General features: G+C 45.6%; 16 protein-coding genes. All 16 read left to right on the top strand.

All coding sequences use genetic code 11. The features are described 5' to 3' along the window. Nucleotides 1-8 precede the first annotated feature (8 nt). The 16 genes from nuoE to ICN26_RS00365 all read left to right on the top strand — a co-directional run bounded on the left by nuoE (nt 9) and on the right by ICN26_RS00365 (nt 16045). Nucleotides 9-515: an NADH-quinone oxidoreductase subunit NuoE gene (gene nuoE / locus ICN26_RS00440; protein ID WP_216266104.1), complete on the top strand. Its 507-nt coding sequence runs from the start codon at nt 9-11 to the stop codon at nt 513-515. Next, on the top strand, nt 512-1810 hold the full coding sequence (gene nuoF / locus ICN26_RS00435; RefSeq protein WP_216266103.1) for an NADH-quinone oxidoreductase subunit NuoF: 1299 nt from the start codon (nt 512-514) through the stop codon (nt 1808-1810). The genes nuoE and nuoF overlap by 4 nt, the downstream gene beginning before the upstream one ends. 31 nt (nt 1811-1841) lie before the next feature. Next, nucleotides 1842-4157: an NADH-quinone oxidoreductase subunit NuoG gene (gene nuoG, locus ICN26_RS00430; RefSeq protein WP_216266102.1), complete on the top strand. Its 2316-nt coding sequence runs from the start codon at nt 1842-1844 to the stop codon at nt 4155-4157. Nucleotides 4158-4165: 8 nt separating this feature from the next. Next, nucleotides 4166-5239 (top strand): NADH-quinone oxidoreductase subunit NuoH, encoded by a 1074-nt coding sequence (nuoH, locus tag ICN26_RS00425; protein WP_216266101.1) that lies wholly within the window; start codon nt 4166-4168, stop codon nt 5237-5239. A gap of 11 nt (nt 5240-5250) precedes the next feature. Then, the gene (gene nuoI / locus ICN26_RS00420) at nt 5251-5742 is read left to right on the top strand and encodes an NADH-quinone oxidoreductase subunit NuoI (RefSeq protein ID WP_215306593.1); all 492 of its coding nucleotides are present in this window, start codon (nt 5251-5253) and stop codon (nt 5740-5742) included. Nucleotides 5743-5763: 21 nt separating this feature from the next. Then, nucleotides 5764-6411, top strand: a complete 648-nt coding sequence (locus tag ICN26_RS00415) for an NADH-quinone oxidoreductase subunit J (RefSeq protein ID WP_216266100.1) — start codon at nt 5764-5766, stop codon at nt 6409-6411. Continuing rightward, nucleotides 6408-6716 (top strand): NADH-quinone oxidoreductase subunit NuoK, encoded by a 309-nt coding sequence (gene nuoK / locus ICN26_RS00410; protein ID WP_173960150.1) that lies wholly within the window; start codon nt 6408-6410, stop codon nt 6714-6716. Before ICN26_RS00415 ends, nuoK begins: the two co-directional genes overlap by 4 nt. A 2-nt stretch (nt 6717-6718) precedes the next feature. Then, a complete protein-coding gene (gene nuoL / locus ICN26_RS00405) occupies nt 6719-8779 on the top strand; it encodes an NADH-quinone oxidoreductase subunit L (RefSeq protein ID WP_216266099.1) in 2061 nt (686 codons plus the stop codon). Nucleotides 8780-8803: 24 nt separating this feature from the next. Next, a complete protein-coding gene (locus ICN26_RS00400) occupies nt 8804-10270 on the top strand; it encodes an NADH-quinone oxidoreductase subunit M (RefSeq protein WP_216266098.1) in 1467 nt (488 codons plus the stop codon). Nucleotides 10271-10280: 10 nt separating this feature from the next. After that, complete coding sequence (nuoN, locus tag ICN26_RS00395; RefSeq protein WP_216266097.1) at nt 10281-11786, top strand: NADH-quinone oxidoreductase subunit NuoN; 1506 nt, start codon at nt 10281-10283, stop codon at nt 11784-11786. Nucleotides 11787-11891: 105 nt separating this feature from the next. Beyond that, on the top strand, nt 11892-12494 hold the full coding sequence (locus ICN26_RS00390) for an NUDIX domain-containing protein (RefSeq protein ID WP_215309973.1): 603 nt from the start codon (nt 11892-11894) through the stop codon (nt 12492-12494). A 60-nt stretch (nt 12495-12554) separates the two neighbouring features. Next, nucleotides 12555-13082 carry a DUF1178 family protein gene (locus ICN26_RS00385; protein ID WP_216266096.1) on the top strand — a complete coding sequence of 176 codons (528 nt, stop codon included), beginning with the start codon at nt 12555-12557 and terminating at the stop codon, nt 13080-13082. Between the two features lie 81 nt (nt 13083-13163). Further along, a complete protein-coding gene (locus tag ICN26_RS00380; RefSeq protein WP_215356390.1) occupies nt 13164-13916 on the top strand; it encodes a transporter substrate-binding domain-containing protein in 753 nt (250 codons plus the stop codon). Between the two features lie 44 nt (nt 13917-13960). Beyond that, on the top strand, nt 13961-14614 hold the full coding sequence (locus ICN26_RS00375) for an amino acid ABC transporter permease (protein WP_216266095.1): 654 nt from the start codon (nt 13961-13963) through the stop codon (nt 14612-14614). Between the two features lie 34 nt (nt 14615-14648). Then, nucleotides 14649-15380 (top strand): amino acid ABC transporter ATP-binding protein, encoded by a 732-nt coding sequence (locus ICN26_RS00370; protein WP_216266094.1) that lies wholly within the window; start codon nt 14649-14651, stop codon nt 15378-15380. Continuing rightward, on the top strand, nt 15380-16045 hold the full coding sequence (locus ICN26_RS00365) for an amino acid ABC transporter permease (protein ID WP_216266093.1): 666 nt from the start codon (nt 15380-15382) through the stop codon (nt 16043-16045). The genes ICN26_RS00370 and ICN26_RS00365 overlap by 1 nt, the downstream gene beginning before the upstream one ends. Nucleotides 16046-16100: the final 55 nt, after the last annotated feature.

Here is a 16100-nt window from a genome sequence, read left to right as displayed (position 1 = left end):
ATGAATTCATGACAACAACCCTTCAACTATCCGACAAAACGCTCGCAGACATTGCGCGCAATGTCGCGAAATATCCTCCAGAGCAAAAACAATCTGCTGTGATGGCTGCTTTGATTGCCGCCCAAACTGAAGTGGGCTGGGTTTCACCAGAGGTGATTGAAACAGTTGCCCAAATTTTAGAAATGCCAACTATTGCAGTAGATGAAGTCGCTACTTTCTACAATATGTATGACACTAAGAAAATTGGTAAGTACAAGTTGGTGATCTGCACAAACTTACCTTGCCAGCTAATGCATGGCGAGACCGCAGCAAGCTATTTAAAAGAAACGCTTGGCATTGGCTACAACGAGACAACATCTTGCGGCACATTCACTCTAAAAGAGGGTGAATGTATGGGCGCTTGCGGCGATTCTCCAGTGCTGTTAGTGAACAATAAGCGTATGTGTAGCTTTATGAGTAAAGATAAGATTGATGCGCTATTAAGCGAACTCCGTGCAGAAGGGAAGTCAGCATGACCAGCTTGCACGATAGACATATTAAGCCTTTGATCCTGGCAGGATTGAATGGTGAGAACTGGCGTTTAAAAGATTACGAAAGTCGAGGCGGTTATCAACAGCTGCGTCGCATCATCAATGACAAGATTGCGCCAGATGCCATCATTGCAGAATTAAAAGCATCCTCATTGCGCGGTCGTGGAGGCGCAGGCTTCCCAACTGGATTGAAGTGGAGCTTTATGCCCCGTCAGTTCCCTGGCCAAAAATATTTAGTTTGTAATAGTGATGAAGGTGAGCCGGGTACATTTAAAGACCGCGACATCATGCGTTACAACCCACATGCTTTGATTGAGGGCATGATTATTGGTGCCTACACTATGGGCATCTCCGTGGGCTATAACTATATCCACGGTGAAATTTGGGAAGTCTATTCTCGCTTCGAAGAGGCGCTTGAAGAAGCCCGTATTGCCGGATATCTTGGTGACAAAATCATGGGGAGTGATTTCAACTTCCAATTGCATGCTACTCCGGGTTGGGGTGCCTATATTTGCGGTGAAGAAACTGCACTTTTAGAGTCACTAGAAGGTAAGAAGGGTCAGCCACGCTTTAAGCCCCCATTTCCTGCTAGCTTTGGTTTGTATGGCAAGCCAACCACAATTAATAACACTGAAACATTTGCTGCTGTGCCATTCATCATGGCAATCGGTGGTCCAGCGTATTTGGAGTTGGGTAAGCCAAACAATGGCGGTACGAAGATTTTTTCTATCTCTGGTGATGTGACTTATCCAGGTAACTATGAGATTCCATTGGGCACTCCATTTGCTGAGCTGCTTAAGCTTGCTGGTGGCATGCGTGATGGCATTCCATTGAAGGCTGTCATCCCAGGTGGTTCATCAGCGCCAGTGATTCCGGGTGCAGAGATGATGACGCTCACTATGGATTACGACAGCATTGCAAAAGCGGGTTCCATGTTGGGATCTGGTGCAGTCATCGTCATGAACGAAACACGCTGCATGGTTCGTGCCTTAGAGCGTCTGTCCTACTTTTATCACGAAGAATCTTGTGGTCAGTGCACCCCATGTCGTGAAGGTACTGGTTGGTTATGGCGCATCGTCAGTCGTATTGAGCACGGCGAGGGTCGTCCAGAAGACTTAGATTTATTAAATGATGTAGCAGCCAATATTCAAGGCCGTACGATTTGCGCCTTGGGTGACGCAGCTGCCATGCCAGTTCGTGGCATGTTAAAGCATTACATGGATGAATTTGTGTATCACGTAGAACATAAGCGCTGCTTAGATTCTGTTAAACCTTTATAAGACATTGAGCACGGGACATCTTAAAGTGAGCATGGTTGAAATCGAATTAGATGGTAAGTTGGTAGAGGTTCCGCAAGGTTCGATGGTGATGCACGCCGCGAATAAGCTTGATACATATATCCCGCATTTCTGCTATCACAAGAAATTATCTATCGCTGCTAACTGCCGTATGTGTTTGGTAGAGGTAGAGAAAGCACCAAAAGCATTGCCAGCGTGCGCAACACCAGTGACGCAAGGGATGAAGGTATTTACGCACTCAGCTAAAGCAGTTGAAGCGCAGCGCTCAGTGATGGAATTCCTGCTCATTAACCATCCTTTGGATTGCCCAATTTGCGATCAAGGTGGCGAGTGCCAGTTACAAGATTTAGCGGTTGGTTACGGTAAGTCGAATTCACGCTACGAAGAAGAGAAGCGTGTTGTATTTCATAAGAATGTAGGCCCACTCATCTCCATGCAAGAGATGACCCGTTGTATTCACTGCACCCGCTGCGTACGCTTTGGTCAAGAAGTTGCTGGCGTGATGGAATTGGGTATGGTCAACCGCGGTGAGCATTCTGAAATCACGACTTTTGCAGGTCAAACCATTGATTCAGAGTTATCTGGAAACATGATTGATATTTGTCCTGTTGGCGCTTTAACCAGCAAGCCATTCCGTTACGCTGCACGTACTTGGGAATTGGGTCGCAAGCGCTCAGTAAGTCCGCATGACAGTTTGGGTGCAAATACCACCATTCAAACAAAGGCTAACAAAGTCATGCGTGTCGTTGCCTTAGAGAATGATGCAATTAACGAATGCTGGATTAGCGACCGTGATCGCTTTGCTTACGAAGGTTTAAATAGCGCAGATCGCATCACTACACCCATGGTGAAGCAGGGTGGTCAGTGGCTTGAGACTGATTGGCAATCTGCAATGGATTACGTAGCCCACTCACTCAAAACCATTTCCTCTGAGAGTGGTCCTGAAGCAGTTGCAGCTTTAGCGCATCCAATCTCTAGCACTGAAGAGTTATACCTCTTGCAGAAGATGATTCGTAGTTTAGGCTCCAATCAAGTTGAGACTCGCTTACGTCAAGTTGATGTAAAGGGTTCCGCCTCTGCCCCATGGTTGGGCATGCCGATTAGCAAATTAAGTGAGTTAGATCGTGTTTTAGTAATCGGTAGCTTCTTGCGTAAGGAGCAGCCATTAATTGCTGCACGTTTACGTACGGCGGCTAAACGTAGTTTGCAAGTTTCACGTATAGATGCAGGTGGCGATGACTGGTTGATTCCTGCTACTGCTATTGCCGCAACCCCAAGTGCATGGATCAATACATTAAGTGAAATTGCATTGGCAGTAGCCAAAGCTAAATCCGTTTCTGTCCCAACGGGAACCCCCAACTTACCAGTGTCTGCTTCTGCGCAAAAGATTGCGGATAGCTTGCTTTCTGGCACATCCACTTTAGTATTGCTGGGCTCTGCAGCAATCGCTCATCCACAAGCTTCTGATTTGCATGTATTAGCGCAATTCATTGCTGATCAAACTGGCGCCACTTTAGGTTTCTTGCCGGTTGGGGGCAACGCTGTAGGTGCTAGCTTGGTAAACGCCAACGGCGCTGGCGTTGAATCAGTCTTGTCTGGTGAGCGTCGTGCTGTGATCTTGATGAATATTGAGCCCGATGCTGATTTACCAAATCCTGCGCAAGCACGTGCTGCATTGGCTAAAGCCAATACAGTGATTGCTCTAAGTGCCTATAAGAGTGCCGATCTTTTAGAAGTGGCTGATGTCATTCTGCCGATCTCCACATTTACAGAGACAGTATCTACTTTTGTCAATGCAGAAGCTCGCACTCAAACCATTCAGCCTGCTGTAAAACCTTTAGGCGATTCTCGTCCAGCGTGGAAGGTTTTGCGTGTTCTTGGCGGCTTATTGAATTTAGATGGTTTCCTCTACAACATGCCTGAAGAGGTATTGGGCGAGGCGCTGGGTGAAAACTACTGTACTAAGCTCAATAATCAATCGGCAGCCACTGGTTTGTCTAATGGCCACGCAACTCCATCAGCAGGTTTAGAGCGCTTATCCGATGTGGGAATTTATGCCGGCGATCAAATCGTACGTCGTGCATCCGCATTGCAGTTAACGCGTGATGCAAAACGTGGCAATCAAGTTGGCTTGGGTAAAGCACTCTTTAATGAGTTGGGCTTAAAAGAGGGTGATGCTGTGCGAGTGACTCAAGGCACTCAATCGGTAAACCTACCAGTGACATTGGAAGCGAACTTAGCCCAGGGCACTGTCAGAATTTCTGCGGGCACTGTGGCCAGCGCTCAATTGGGATCGATGTTTGGTCCTGTAACAGTTAGTAAGGCATAAGGGACGAGATGGATAATTTCTTGAACCTCGTTACCACCCAAGGCGAAGCGATCTTTGGTTCACTATGGCCGCTCGTTTGGGCTTTGGTGCGTATCGTGATCATCGTATTGCCGATGTTTGCTGCTGTTGCTTATATGACTCTTTGGGAGCGTAAGCTGATTGGTTGGATGCATATCCGTCTTGGGCCAAATCGCGTTGGTCCATTAGGATTGCTGCAACCGATTGCCGATGCCTTGAAGTTGTTAATGAAGGAGATCATTTCTCCAACGCAAGCCAGTAAGGTTCTGTATTTCATTGCACCAGTCATGGTGATCATGCCTGCGTTTGCTGCTTGGGCTGTGATCCCTTTTCAGGCCAAAATGGTCTTGGCTGATGTGAATGCAGGGTTGCTATACGTTATGGCAATTTCATCCATTGGTGTTTATGGTGTGATCTTGGCGGGTTGGTCATCTAACTCCAAGTATCCATTCCTTGGCGCCATGCGTGCCTCAGCCCAAATGATTTCTTATGAAATCGCTATGGGCTTTGCTTTAGTTACTGTCTTGTTGACTTCTGGCTCTTTGAACTTAAGCGCGATTGTTGCTTCACAAGAGCAGGGCTATTTCGCTGGCATGGGCTTGAACTTCCTTTCTTGGAACTGGTTGCCATTGCTGCCAATGTTCGTGATTTACTTCATCTCTGGCGTTGCTGAAACTAACCGTCATCCATTTGATGTGGTTGAAGGTGAGTCTGAGATTGTTGCGGGTCACATGGTTGAGTACTCCGGTATGGCGTTTGCAATGTTCTTCTTGGCTGAATACGCCAATATGATTTTGATCGCCGCTCTAGCTTCCACTTTGTTCTTGGGTGGCTGGTTGCCAATTGTAGATTTACCAATCCTTCGCGATATCCCAGGCTTCTTCTGGCTGTTTGCAAAAACCTTCTTCCTCTTATCTTGCGTCATCTGGTTGCGCGCTACATTGCCACGCTATCGCTATGACCAGATTATGCGTTTGGGTTGGAAGATCTTTATTCCCATCTCCGTATTCTGGGTAGTTGTCGTTGGCGCATGGGTTGTGTCTCCATTGAATATTTGGAAATAAGTTGATCAATCATGTTTAAGAAAATTTCCCAATTCCTCGATAGCTTGATGCTAAAAGATATTTTGGTCGGTATGTCAATTACCGGCCGCTATCTTTTTAAGCCAAAAATTACGATTCAATACCCTGAAGAGAAGACGCCTCAATCCGTTCGTTTTCGTGGTTTACATGCCTTACGCCGTTATGAGAATGGTGAAGAGCGTTGTATTGGTTGCAAACTATGTGAAGCCGTTTGTCCTGCTTACGCAATCACGATCGAAACAGCTGAGCGCGACGACGGTACGCGGCGTACTAGTCGTTATGACATTGACTTAACCAAGTGTATTTTCTGCGGTTTCTGTGAGGAAGCCTGTCCGGTTGACGCTATTGTTGAGACAAATATTTTTGAGTATTTCGGCGAGAAACGCGGCGACTTATATTTCACTAAAGACATGCTCTTAGCAGTAGGCGATAAGTATGAAAAAGATATTGCCGCTAACCGCGCAGCTGATGCGCCTTACCGTTAATCGAGTCGAGCACAAGAACATATGACATTCGATACTTCTATATTATTTGCAGGATTCTTCTACGCATTTGCTGGCCTTTTGGTGCTTTCAGCGTTGCGCGTGATTACTGCGCGCAATCCAGTGCATGCTGCACTCTTTTTGGTTCTCGCTTTCTTCTGCGCTTCTGGTCTGTGGATGTTGCTAAAAGCGGAGTTCCTCAGCTTAGCCTTAATTCTGGTTTATGTTGGCGCTGTGATGGTGCTCTTTCTGTTCGTGGTCATGATGTTGGATTTGGATCTTGAGCATTTACGTCGCGATTTCAAGAAGTTCCTTCCCGTAGCTTTCTTGATGGGTGCCGTTATCGTATTAGAGTTATCTATCGTCTTGATTCGTAGTTTTATCGGTACCAGTACTCCAGTGCAGCCAATGCTTGAAGAAATGGCCACAAGCAATACACAGGCTTTAGGCATGTTGATCTTCGTTGACTATGTTTATGCCTTCGAGGTTGCTGGCGTCATTCTGTTAGTAGCCATCATTGCTGCTGTCGCATTGACCTTACGCAATCGTAAGGATTCTAAAGCCCAAAATATTCATGAGCAGGTGAGTGTGAACTCTGCCGACCGTATGCGCATTGTCAAGATGGATTCTGATATGAATGCAAAGCAAGATGTCCGTGGGGAGAAGAAATGACTATCACCCTGGCTCACTATTTAGTGCTTGGCGCAATCTTATTCGCGACTAGCGTGATTGGCATTTTCTTAAACCGCAAGAACATCATCGTGCTTTTAATGGCAATTGAATTGATGCTCCTCTCGGTGAACATGAACTTTATAGCCTTCTCTCATTATTTGGGGGATATGGCTGGTCAAGTATTCGTATTCTTTATTTTGACTGTGGCTGCTGCTGAGGCAGCAATCGGTTTGGCAATTTTGGTTGTTCTTTTCCGCAAGGTAGACACCATCAATGCTGAAGACCTTGACCACCTAAAAGGCTAGTCATGCAATTGACCTTAACTCTTCCCGTTCTCTGTGCAATTCCGCTCGCGCCATTATTTGGCTCAGCAATTGCCGGATTATTCGGTACTAAATTAGGTGGCAACCGCATCGGCAACGGTGCCTGCCAGTTCGTAACCATCTTGGGTGTGATGATTGCTTTCGTTCTGTCTTGTTTTGTACTTGTACAAGTCATGGATGGCTTCTATTTCAACGGTACCGTGTATCGCTGGATGCAATTGGGAGAGCTCAATCTAGATATTGGATTCTTGATTGATCCACTCACTGCCACCATGATGTGTGTAGTGACCTTTGTCTCTTTAATGGTTCACATCTACACCATTGGTTATATGAAAGGCGAGGAGGGCTATAACCGCTTCTTCTCCTACATCTCACTCTTTACCTTCGCCATGTTGATGTTGGTAATGAGTAACAATCTCTTGCAACTCTTCTTCGGTTGGGAAGCGGTAGGTGTAGTTTCTTATTTGTTGATTGGCTTTTACTATGAGCGTCAATCTGCGGTATTTGCCAATATGAAAGCTTTCTTGGTCAACCGTGTTGGTGACTTTGGTTTCATTCTCGGTATTGGCTTGTTATTGGCTAGCACTGGCTCCATGAACTACGACGTCATCTTTGCTCAGAACACCGCTTTGGCTGCACAAACATTGCCAGGCACTGGTTGGAATTTGGTAACCGTAGCCTGTATCTGCCTCTTCATTGGCGCGATGGGTAAATCAGCCCAATTCCCATTGCATGTTTGGCTACCAGACTCCATGGAAGGCCCAACTCCAATTTCTGCATTGATTCATGCTGCAACTATGGTGACTGCCGGTATCTTCATGGTGTCACGCATGTCACCTCTATTTGAGTTATCTGATGCAGCATTGAGCTTCATCTTAGTGATTGGTTCGATTACTGCGCTATTTATGGGATTCTTAGGCATAGTCCAAACCGATATCAAGCGTGTGGTGGCTTATTCCACCCTCTCTCAGTTGGGCTACATGACTGTCGCGCTAGGTGTATCTGCTTATCCAATCGCAATCTTCCATCTGATGACACATGCATTCTTCAAGGCACTGTTGTTCCTTGCTGCGGGTAGCGTGATTCTAGGCATGCATCACGAACAAGATATGCGCAAGATGGGCGGTCTTTGGAAGTACATGCCAATCACTTGCCTCATGATGTTATTGGGTAACTTGGCATTAATCGGTACACCATTCTTCTCGGGCTTCTATTCAAAAGACTCCATCATTGAAGCGGTAGCAGCTAGCCATATTCCTGGTTCTGGTTTTGCTTACTTCGCAGTGATGGCCAGCGTCTTTGTAACGGCCCTGTACTCATTCCGTTTGTACTTCTATGTATTCCACGGTAAAGCCCGTTGGGGACATGAAGATGCTCATGCGCATGATCACCACCATGATCATGCAGAGCAGGGTGACAACCATGCCCATCATGGTTTGGCTCCTGGTCAAAAACCACATGAGTCACCCTTTGTTGTGACCTTGCCTTTGGTTCTGCTAGCGATTCCTTCGGTAATTATTGGTTATTACACAATTACGCCTTTATTGTTTGGCACTTTCTTCGGCGATTCCATATTTGTGGATATTGGCAAGCATCCTGCCATGAAAAAAATTGCTGAAGAGTTCCATGGTCCGGTTGCGATGGCAATGCATTCATTGACTTCCCCAGTGTTGCTATTAGTTGTTCTAGGCGTGTTAACAGCGGCGATTGGCTACCTCTGGGCTCCAAAGTTACCTGGTGTAGTCGCTCAAGCATTTGCACCGATTAAGAAGTTGATGGACAACAAGTACTATCTCGACGATCTAAACCAAGCAGTATTCGCCAAAGGTTTGCTTTGGGTCGGTGGTGTTTTGTGGCATCGCGGTGATCAACAGGCTATTGACGGCTTCTTAGTCAACGGTAGTGCGCATGCAGTAGGGCGCTTTTCTGCAGCGATTCGCCATTTGCAATCCGGTTATCTCTATCACTATGCCTTCGCAATGATTGCGGGCTTGGCGGTATTGTTGGCTTGGGTTTTATACGCTTACCTGCCTTTTGTTCGCTAGGCCTTTGTTACTTAAGTAGCCATCATGATTCTTTCTTTCGCTATCTGGATCCCGATTTTCTTCGGCATCATTATTTTGTTCTTCGGTTCGGAGAAGTCGACTGCTAGTGTTCGCTGGTTGGCTCTCGTAGGCTCTGTTCTTGGCTTTATTGCTACTCTGCCTTTAGTGATGCAATTTGATATTGCCAATCCTGGCATGCAATTTGTTGAAAAGATGAGTTGGATTCCGCGCTACGACATTAACTACCACTTGGGTATCGACGGAATATCAGTTTGGTTTATTGTTTTGACTGCTTTTATCAACATCCTCGTAGTGATCGCTGCTTGGGAAGTTATTGACAAGAAGGTTTCGCAATACATGGCTTCTTTCTTGATCCTTTCTGGGTTAATGATTGGTGTGTTTGCTGCTTTGGATGCTTTGCTGTTTTATGTATTCTTTGAGGCAACTCTCATTCCGATGTACATCATCATCGGTGTTTGGGGTGGTCACAACCGAATCTATGCTGCATTTAAGTTCTTCTTATATACCTTGCTTGGCTCATTGCTGACCTTGATTGCCATGTTGTACTTGTATAACGCTACCAATACTTTTGATATCTTGGCTTGGCATAATGCACGTCTAGATATCGTTGAGCAAATCCTACTGTTTTTTGCTTTCTTCATGGCTTTTGCTGTGAAGGTTCCGATGTGGCCCTTACATACTTGGTTGCCAGACGTTCACGTTGAGGCGCCAACTGGCGGATCTGTTGTATTGGCTGCGATCATGTTGAAACTAGGTGCTTATGGCTTCTTACGTTTCTCATTGCCAATTGCGCCAGATGCAAGTCAGTACCTTGGCCCATTCATCATCTTCTTATCGTTAGTGGCTGTGATCTACGTAGGTGCAGTAGCCCTGGTTCAGAAGGATATGAAGAAACTGGTGGCCTATTCATCAGTAGCGCATATGGGTTTTGTGACTCTCGGATTTTTCCTCTTTAGCCCCTTGGGTATTGAGGGCGGTATTGTGCAGATGATTTCTCATGGCTTTGTTGCTGGTGCCATGTTCCTTTCGATTGGGGTCTTGTATGACCGCATGCATACCCGTCAAATTGCGGATTACGGTGGTGTTGTACACCGTATGCCTGCCTTCACAGCATTTGCAGTGTTGATGGCAATGGCGAACTGTGGCTTACCTGCTACCTCTGGATTCGTAGGTGAGTTCATGGTTATTCTGGCTGCCGTGGATTACGATTTTGTGATTGGTATTTTGGCAGCAACTGCTTTGATCTTGAGCGCTGCCTATTCCTTGTGGATGGTCAAGCGTGTTTTCTTCGGCGCGATTACCAATCAGCATGTTGAGGAATTAAAAGACCTCAATGCGCGCGAGTATTTCATGATGGCAGTGCTATCTATCTGCGTGATCGGTATGGGTGTTTATCCAAAGCCTTTTACCGACATCATTCATCCAGCTGTGATTAATCTGCTGCAGCATGTTGCTGTTAGCAAACTCTGAGTAAAAGCTAATGCAAGCATTTGACCTATACGCCGTCCTGCCAGAACTTGTTTTACTGGTAGTCGCCTGCCTGTTGTTGGTAGCGAGTGTTTATGTACCTGAGCGTCAGCCAGCAACCCCGGGAGTGGAGCAGGATATATTCCATACGCCACGTGGTGTTGGTTTTGTTTACTTTTTCACCATCATCTTGTTGGTGTATTTGATTTTTGCATTTATAGCTCGCATAGGGGATGTATCCATCGTAGCTATGAACGGCTTATTTCAGTCGGACCCCATCTCAAACCTCCTGAAAGCGTGTTCTTGTGCTGCAGTATTGATGAGCTTAGTGTATTCAAAGCAATATCTGACTGATCGCGCATTGTTCCGACCTGACTTTATTGTTTTGGTTTTGCTAGCATTATTAGGTCAATTTGTATTAATTTCCGGTGCAAACTTACTCACACTTTATCTAGGTCTTGAGCTGATGGCTTTGCCAACTTATGCTTTGGTTGCGATGCGCCATAGTAGCGAGAAGAGTGTTGAAGCAGGTATTAAGTATTTCATTCTTGGAGCCCTAGCTTCTGGTTTCTTGCTATACGGCATGTCTATGTTGTATGGCGTAACTGGTTCGCTCGATTTAATTGAAATCTTTAGAACCGTAGCTGATCCACGCGTCAATCATTTGGTTATGGCCTTCGGCTTGGTGTTTATTGTTTCTGGCTTGGCCTTTAAGTTAGGGGTTGTGCCGTTTCATATGTGGGTTCCTGATGTGTACCAAGGCGCCCCGACAGCAGTAACTTTAATGATTGCAGCTGCACCCAAGTTGGCTGCCTTTGCTCTGCTATTTAGACTTTTAGTAAATACTCTTTTGCCACTGATGGGTGATTGGCAGCCAATGCTAGTGATCCTTGCTGTTCTATCCCTGGTGGTTGGAAACGTCACCGCTATTGCGCAAACCAATATCAAGCGGATGCTGGCTTATTCTGCGATTGCGCAAATGGGCTTTGTGTTGCTGGGTATGTTATCCGTTTTTGATGATCATGCATTTAGCGCGTCAATGTTCTATGTGATTACCTATGTATTGACTACCTTAGGTAGTTTCGGCCTCATCATGATGTTGTCACGCAAAGGTCATGATTGCGAAACGATTGACGACCTCAAGGGTTTAAATAAGCGTCACCCCTGGTTTGCCTTCATTGGCTTGGTAATGATGTTCTCTTTAGCTGGTATTCCGCCAACAGTAGGCTTTGCTGCCAAACTTGGCGTACTTGAAGCTTTGGTTGATGGTGAGCATACCTTCTTGGCAGTTATTGCGGTGATCGCATCCTTGATTGGTGCTTTCTATTACTTGCGAGTTGTTAAGGTGATGTACTTTGATGAGCCAAAAGAAGAGCATGCTGGTGAGATTTCTGGATCTGGCTTTGCTCGTGGATTATTGAGCTTGAATGCAATATTGGTTTTAGCCTTAGGAATCCTCCCAGCTAGCCTAATGGCTATTTGCTTAGATACTATGCGCCGCACCCTATTAGGCTCCTAATCAAAATCATCCTTTAGCTAGCGATAAAGGCTCCTGATAGGAGCCTTTTTCTTTGCTGTCACCTAGATTTTGTATGATGGACGTTCAATTAATGAAAGACGCACCATGACTGAAAAATCATTTAAAGACCTGCCCATTGGTGATGCCCATTTAAGGGAAGAGCGCTTGTCCGGTGAGGATATTTACGGCGGCATCTTTTTGAATATGAAGCGCGATCAAGTTAGTCTGCCAGATGGAAATCAGGCGGTTCGCGAGTATCTTACTCACCCAGGCGCAGTCGCTATTTTGGCGATCCTAGATGATGGCAGGGTACTGATGGAGCGCCAATATCGCTACCCCATTGCAAAGGCCTGTATTGAGATTCCTGCAGGTAAGCTGGAAATCGGTGAAGATCGATTGCTTTGTGCTCAACGAGAGCTTGAGGAGGAGACTGGCTACTCTGCAAGTAAATGGAGCTTTATACGCCGCATTCATCCGGTGATTTCGTATTCTACGGAATTTATTGATATCTATCTCGCTGAAGGTTTAGTCACTGGCAAAAGCCACTTGGATGATGAAGAGTTTTTGGATGTATTTGCTGCCCCTTTAGAGCAATTATTGGATTGGGTAGAGCAGGGTGAGATTACGGACGTCAAAACAACGATTGCGACCTATTGGTTGGATCGCTATCGTCGCGGTTTAGTGAGTCCTAAGCCTATCTCGGGCTAATCTAACTATCCCTTAAAATAGGGCTATTGAATTTGGTATTTTTGCCCCTATATAGGTCTTATGAAAGTTTATAACCTCGCTTGTCCACTGTCTCATCGCTTTGAGGGATGGTTTTCCTCCGAAGAGGATTGCCTTGCACAGCAAGACAAGGGAATGCTGGCGTGCCCTATTTGCGATAGCACAGAGATTTTGCGGATGCCATCGGCTCCACATATTGCTAAAACAGGGTCTAGTAAAGAGGCCCCGACTTCAACTGAACTAACCGTCGCAAGCTCAGCCGAAACTGATCATGCCGGTGTCAGCGGCACATTGAGTGGTGATGTCCTTGCTTTGACTGGTAACGATCATTCTCAGTTAGAGGCACAGGTACAGGCAGCCTTTTTAAAGGGCATGCGCGAATTAATGGGTAAATCTGAAGATGTGGGAAGCTCTTTTGCAGAAGAGGCTAGAAAGATTCATTACAAAGAGTCACCCGAGCGCAGTATTCGTGGTCAAACCACTCTTGACGAAGCTGAGGCGTTGCGCGATGAGGGGATTGAGGTGTTGGCAATGCCTATCATGCCCGCCTTCAAAAACACCTTGCAATAGCCAGCAGCCTCCTAATTCCCCTATACTTGGTGAGTCCCCAGAGTTTGGATGTCACCATTGATTAGGATAGGAGAAGTACCCATGAAACGCTTTTTTCTAGCATTGTTTGCTGCTGTTCTAGCGCTCACCATTGTGGCTTGTTCCAAGTCCTCAGACACTAAAGAAATTAAGGTTGCCGTTTCTCCTGCATCTCCTCCTATGTTATTTGATGACAAAGGGCAGATCGTTGGCGTTGACATGGATATCTTCCAGGGATTCTGTCAGTCACGTGGATGTACTTTAAAAGTAACACCATATGATTGGGCAGGAATGTTGGGTGCCGTCTCTAGCGGTCAGGCTGATGTGGCTTTCTCAGGAATTTCTATTACTGACAAACGTAAGGAGGTGATGGATTTTTCTCAGCCTTACTATGACAATGCCTGGCATCTTGTCAGCATGAAGAATAAAAATATTCAGATTACTGATTTGAACCAACTCAAGAAATACTCCATTGGCTATCCACGTGGCATGGCCTACGATGACCTGATTAAGAATGAGCTAGAGCCTAAAGGCTACTATTCACTCAGCAAGGTGAAACTCTATCCCTCGTACGCAGAAGTGATTACCGATTTGCAGAATGGTAATCTGGATTTAGCCTTTATTGAGGAGCCAGTATTTCTAAATTACGAAAATAAACTGCAGCTACCGATTCAGAGTAGCTACGAATTCAAGGGTTTTGATAAGCTAGGCTTTGCTTTTGCTAAAGGTTCTAAGCTGCGCGATGATTTTGATAAATACCTCAATGAACTGGGGCCAGAAAAAATCAAAGCCATTCTTGATAAGTGGATGAAGTAAGCCCCATTTATTAACAACTCAATCAGTAGTCAAAAGGCTGCCCTGTGACTTTTCTGGATATTCTTGCCCAGTTAGCTCAGGGCATTTCTTATACGGTTCTGGTAACTCTCGTTTGCTCACTAACAGGCTTAGTAGTCGGCTTATTTTTAGCAAGCCTACGCCGTCTCGATATTTACTGGTTAACCCCGCTGATTGACTGCTATACCTATGTCTCTAGGGGTGTACCAGTGTTGGTCTTACTATTTATGGTGTACTTTGGTTTACCAGGGATTGGCTTTAAAGTTCCACCCTTAATGGCGATGGCACTCAGTTTGGGTTTAGTGGCATCCGCCTATTTAGCCGAGGTATTTCGGGGGGCGTTTAACTCAGTAGATCCCGCTGAAGTGATTGCTGCTCAGGCTATGGGAATGACTCGTATACAGGTTCTCAGGTTTATCGAGTTACCCCAGATGCTGCGATTTTCAGTACCGGGCATGGTCAATGAGTTCACCTCAGTTCTCAAATATTCTCCATTTGCGTATACGGTGGGGATCCCTGAGATTACCAAGCAAGCGATGACACTCACCTCTACCACGCTGCGTGGCATTGAGGTCTATCTAGCTGTGGGCATTTTATATTTTGTGATTTACCGAATTTGCTTAGTTGGTGTGCAACTTCTGAGTAAGCGTTTCCAAATTCCAGGGATGACTCCAGCATGAGCACCAGGACTACATTATTTAAAGAGGTACTCCTGTGGCATTAATTCAAGTGAGAGATTTAGTAAAAGAGTTTGATGGACAAACTGTCTTATCCAACATTAACCTGGATTTAAAAGAGGGTGATGTTCGGGTCTTAATGGGCGCCTCTGGCTCTGGTAAATCTACTTTATTACGTTGCCTTAATCGTTTGGTTGAGCCTACCTCGGGATCGATTGTTTTTAGAGGCAAGGAAGTGTTGCATCCTGACGTGGATGTCCGCGATTTGCGCAAGCAAATTGGTTTTGTATTTCAGCAATTCGCCTTATATAGTCACCTCACAGTATTGGATAACGTATCACTAGGCCTTCGCAAGCTACATAAGATGGGTAAGGCTGAGGCTAAAGAAAAAGCCCTCCAAGAGCTATCCCATTTTGAGATGACGATCCATCAAAATAAATATCCCTCGCAACTTTCTGGTGGACAGAAGCAGAGGGTGGCTATTGCCCGTGCACTCGCTATGGATCCAGCAGTCTTGGTACTCGATGAGCCTACCTCAGCACTAGATCCCGTGATGTCTAGAGATGTGGCGGATCTGATTAATCGTTTGCATAGCGAAGGGATCACGATGATCTGTGTGACCCACGATCTTAACTTGGCACGCAATATAGCTGATACCGTGATGTTTCTAGATCGTGGTGTCATTCGGGCCGATGATCGAATTGATGTATTAAGTCAGCATTCCGATCCAGATATCAAAGCCTTCTTTGGTGCCGAGGAGAAGCGTTAATGGGAGGGTGGCCATCCTTCGCTCGTGATCTCACGGAGCAAATGCCTTTGATTTTGACGGGGCTAGTGAAGACTTTGCAATTGGCAGGCTTGATTAGTATTTCAGGATTGCTTTTAGGCATCGTGGTGTTTTATCTCACGCTGAGTAAAAATCAATACGTGCGAAGTGCCATCAATTCTTACATCTCCTTTTTTATCGGAATGCCATTAATTGTTTTATTGTTCTTGATGTATTACGGCTTGCCGCAGTGGGGCGTTCGACTTTCTCCATTCACAGTCGCTTTCATTGGATTTACATTCAACGTAGCAGCTTACAATGCGGCATATCTCAAGACTGCCTTCAATGGTTTGGACAAGAGTCAGTTAGAGGCGGCAAGTGCGCAGGGCTTCAGTCCTTTGCAGATCTTTCGGTTGATTACTTTGCCACAGGTAATTCGACTATCTATTCCAGCTTTAACGAATCAAGTGATTGCGAATCTCAAAGATAGCTCTGTAGCCTTCTTGATTCAGTACACTGAATTCTTTGCTCGGGTACAAGAGTTGGCTGCGACCAACTTCCAATTCTTTAAGGCCTATTTTTTGGCTGCCTTGGTTTATTTAGCCCTGGTATCAGTGATCGTATTATTCGCTCGTGCCATTGAAAGGCGTTATCTCATTCCCACTTAGCATCACCACTGAGTTGAGAATTAATAATAAAAAATAGCGACCCGAAGGTCGCTAT

Source organism: Polynucleobacter hallstattensis (assembly GCF_018881835.1).
Classification (GTDB): domain Bacteria; phylum Pseudomonadota; class Gammaproteobacteria; order Burkholderiales; family Burkholderiaceae; genus Polynucleobacter; species Polynucleobacter hallstattensis.
The sequence above is the reverse complement of the archived record's forward strand: the minus strand, read 5'-3'. Positions and strand labels throughout refer to the sequence as shown.

What these genes read in the sequence shown, in the direction of transcription:
- nuoE (WP_216266104.1), top strand. Translation starts at nt 9, where the DNA reads ATGACAACAACCCTTCAACTATCCGACAAAACGCTCGCAGACATTGCG.
- nuoH (WP_216266101.1), top strand. Translation starts at nt 4,166, where the DNA reads ATGGATAATTTCTTGAACCTCGTTACCACCCAAGGCGAAGCGATCTTT.
- ICN26_RS00400 (WP_216266098.1), top strand. Translation starts at nt 8,804, where the DNA reads ATGATTCTTTCTTTCGCTATCTGGATCCCGATTTTCTTCGGCATCATT.
- nuoI (WP_215306593.1), top strand. Translation starts at nt 5,251, where the DNA reads ATGTTTAAGAAAATTTCCCAATTCCTCGATAGCTTGATGCTAAAAGAT.
- ICN26_RS00385 (WP_216266096.1), top strand. Translation starts at nt 12,555, where the DNA reads ATGAAAGTTTATAACCTCGCTTGTCCACTGTCTCATCGCTTTGAGGGA.
- nuoN (WP_216266097.1), top strand. Translation starts at nt 10,281, where the DNA reads ATGCAAGCATTTGACCTATACGCCGTCCTGCCAGAACTTGTTTTACTG.
- nuoG (WP_216266102.1), top strand. Translation starts at nt 1,842, where the DNA reads ATGGTTGAAATCGAATTAGATGGTAAGTTGGTAGAGGTTCCGCAAGGT.
- nuoL (WP_216266099.1), top strand. Translation starts at nt 6,719, where the DNA reads ATGCAATTGACCTTAACTCTTCCCGTTCTCTGTGCAATTCCGCTCGCG.
- ICN26_RS00380 (WP_215356390.1), top strand. Translation starts at nt 13,164, where the DNA reads ATGAAACGCTTTTTTCTAGCATTGTTTGCTGCTGTTCTAGCGCTCACC.
- ICN26_RS00365 (WP_216266093.1), top strand. Translation starts at nt 15,380, where the DNA reads ATGGGAGGGTGGCCATCCTTCGCTCGTGATCTCACGGAGCAAATGCCT.
- ICN26_RS00390 (WP_215309973.1), top strand. Translation starts at nt 11,892, where the DNA reads ATGACTGAAAAATCATTTAAAGACCTGCCCATTGGTGATGCCCATTTA.
- ICN26_RS00415 (WP_216266100.1), top strand. Translation starts at nt 5,764, where the DNA reads ATGACATTCGATACTTCTATATTATTTGCAGGATTCTTCTACGCATTT.
- nuoF (WP_216266103.1), top strand. Translation starts at nt 512, where the DNA reads ATGACCAGCTTGCACGATAGACATATTAAGCCTTTGATCCTGGCAGGA.
- nuoK (WP_173960150.1), top strand. Translation starts at nt 6,408, where the DNA reads ATGACTATCACCCTGGCTCACTATTTAGTGCTTGGCGCAATCTTATTC.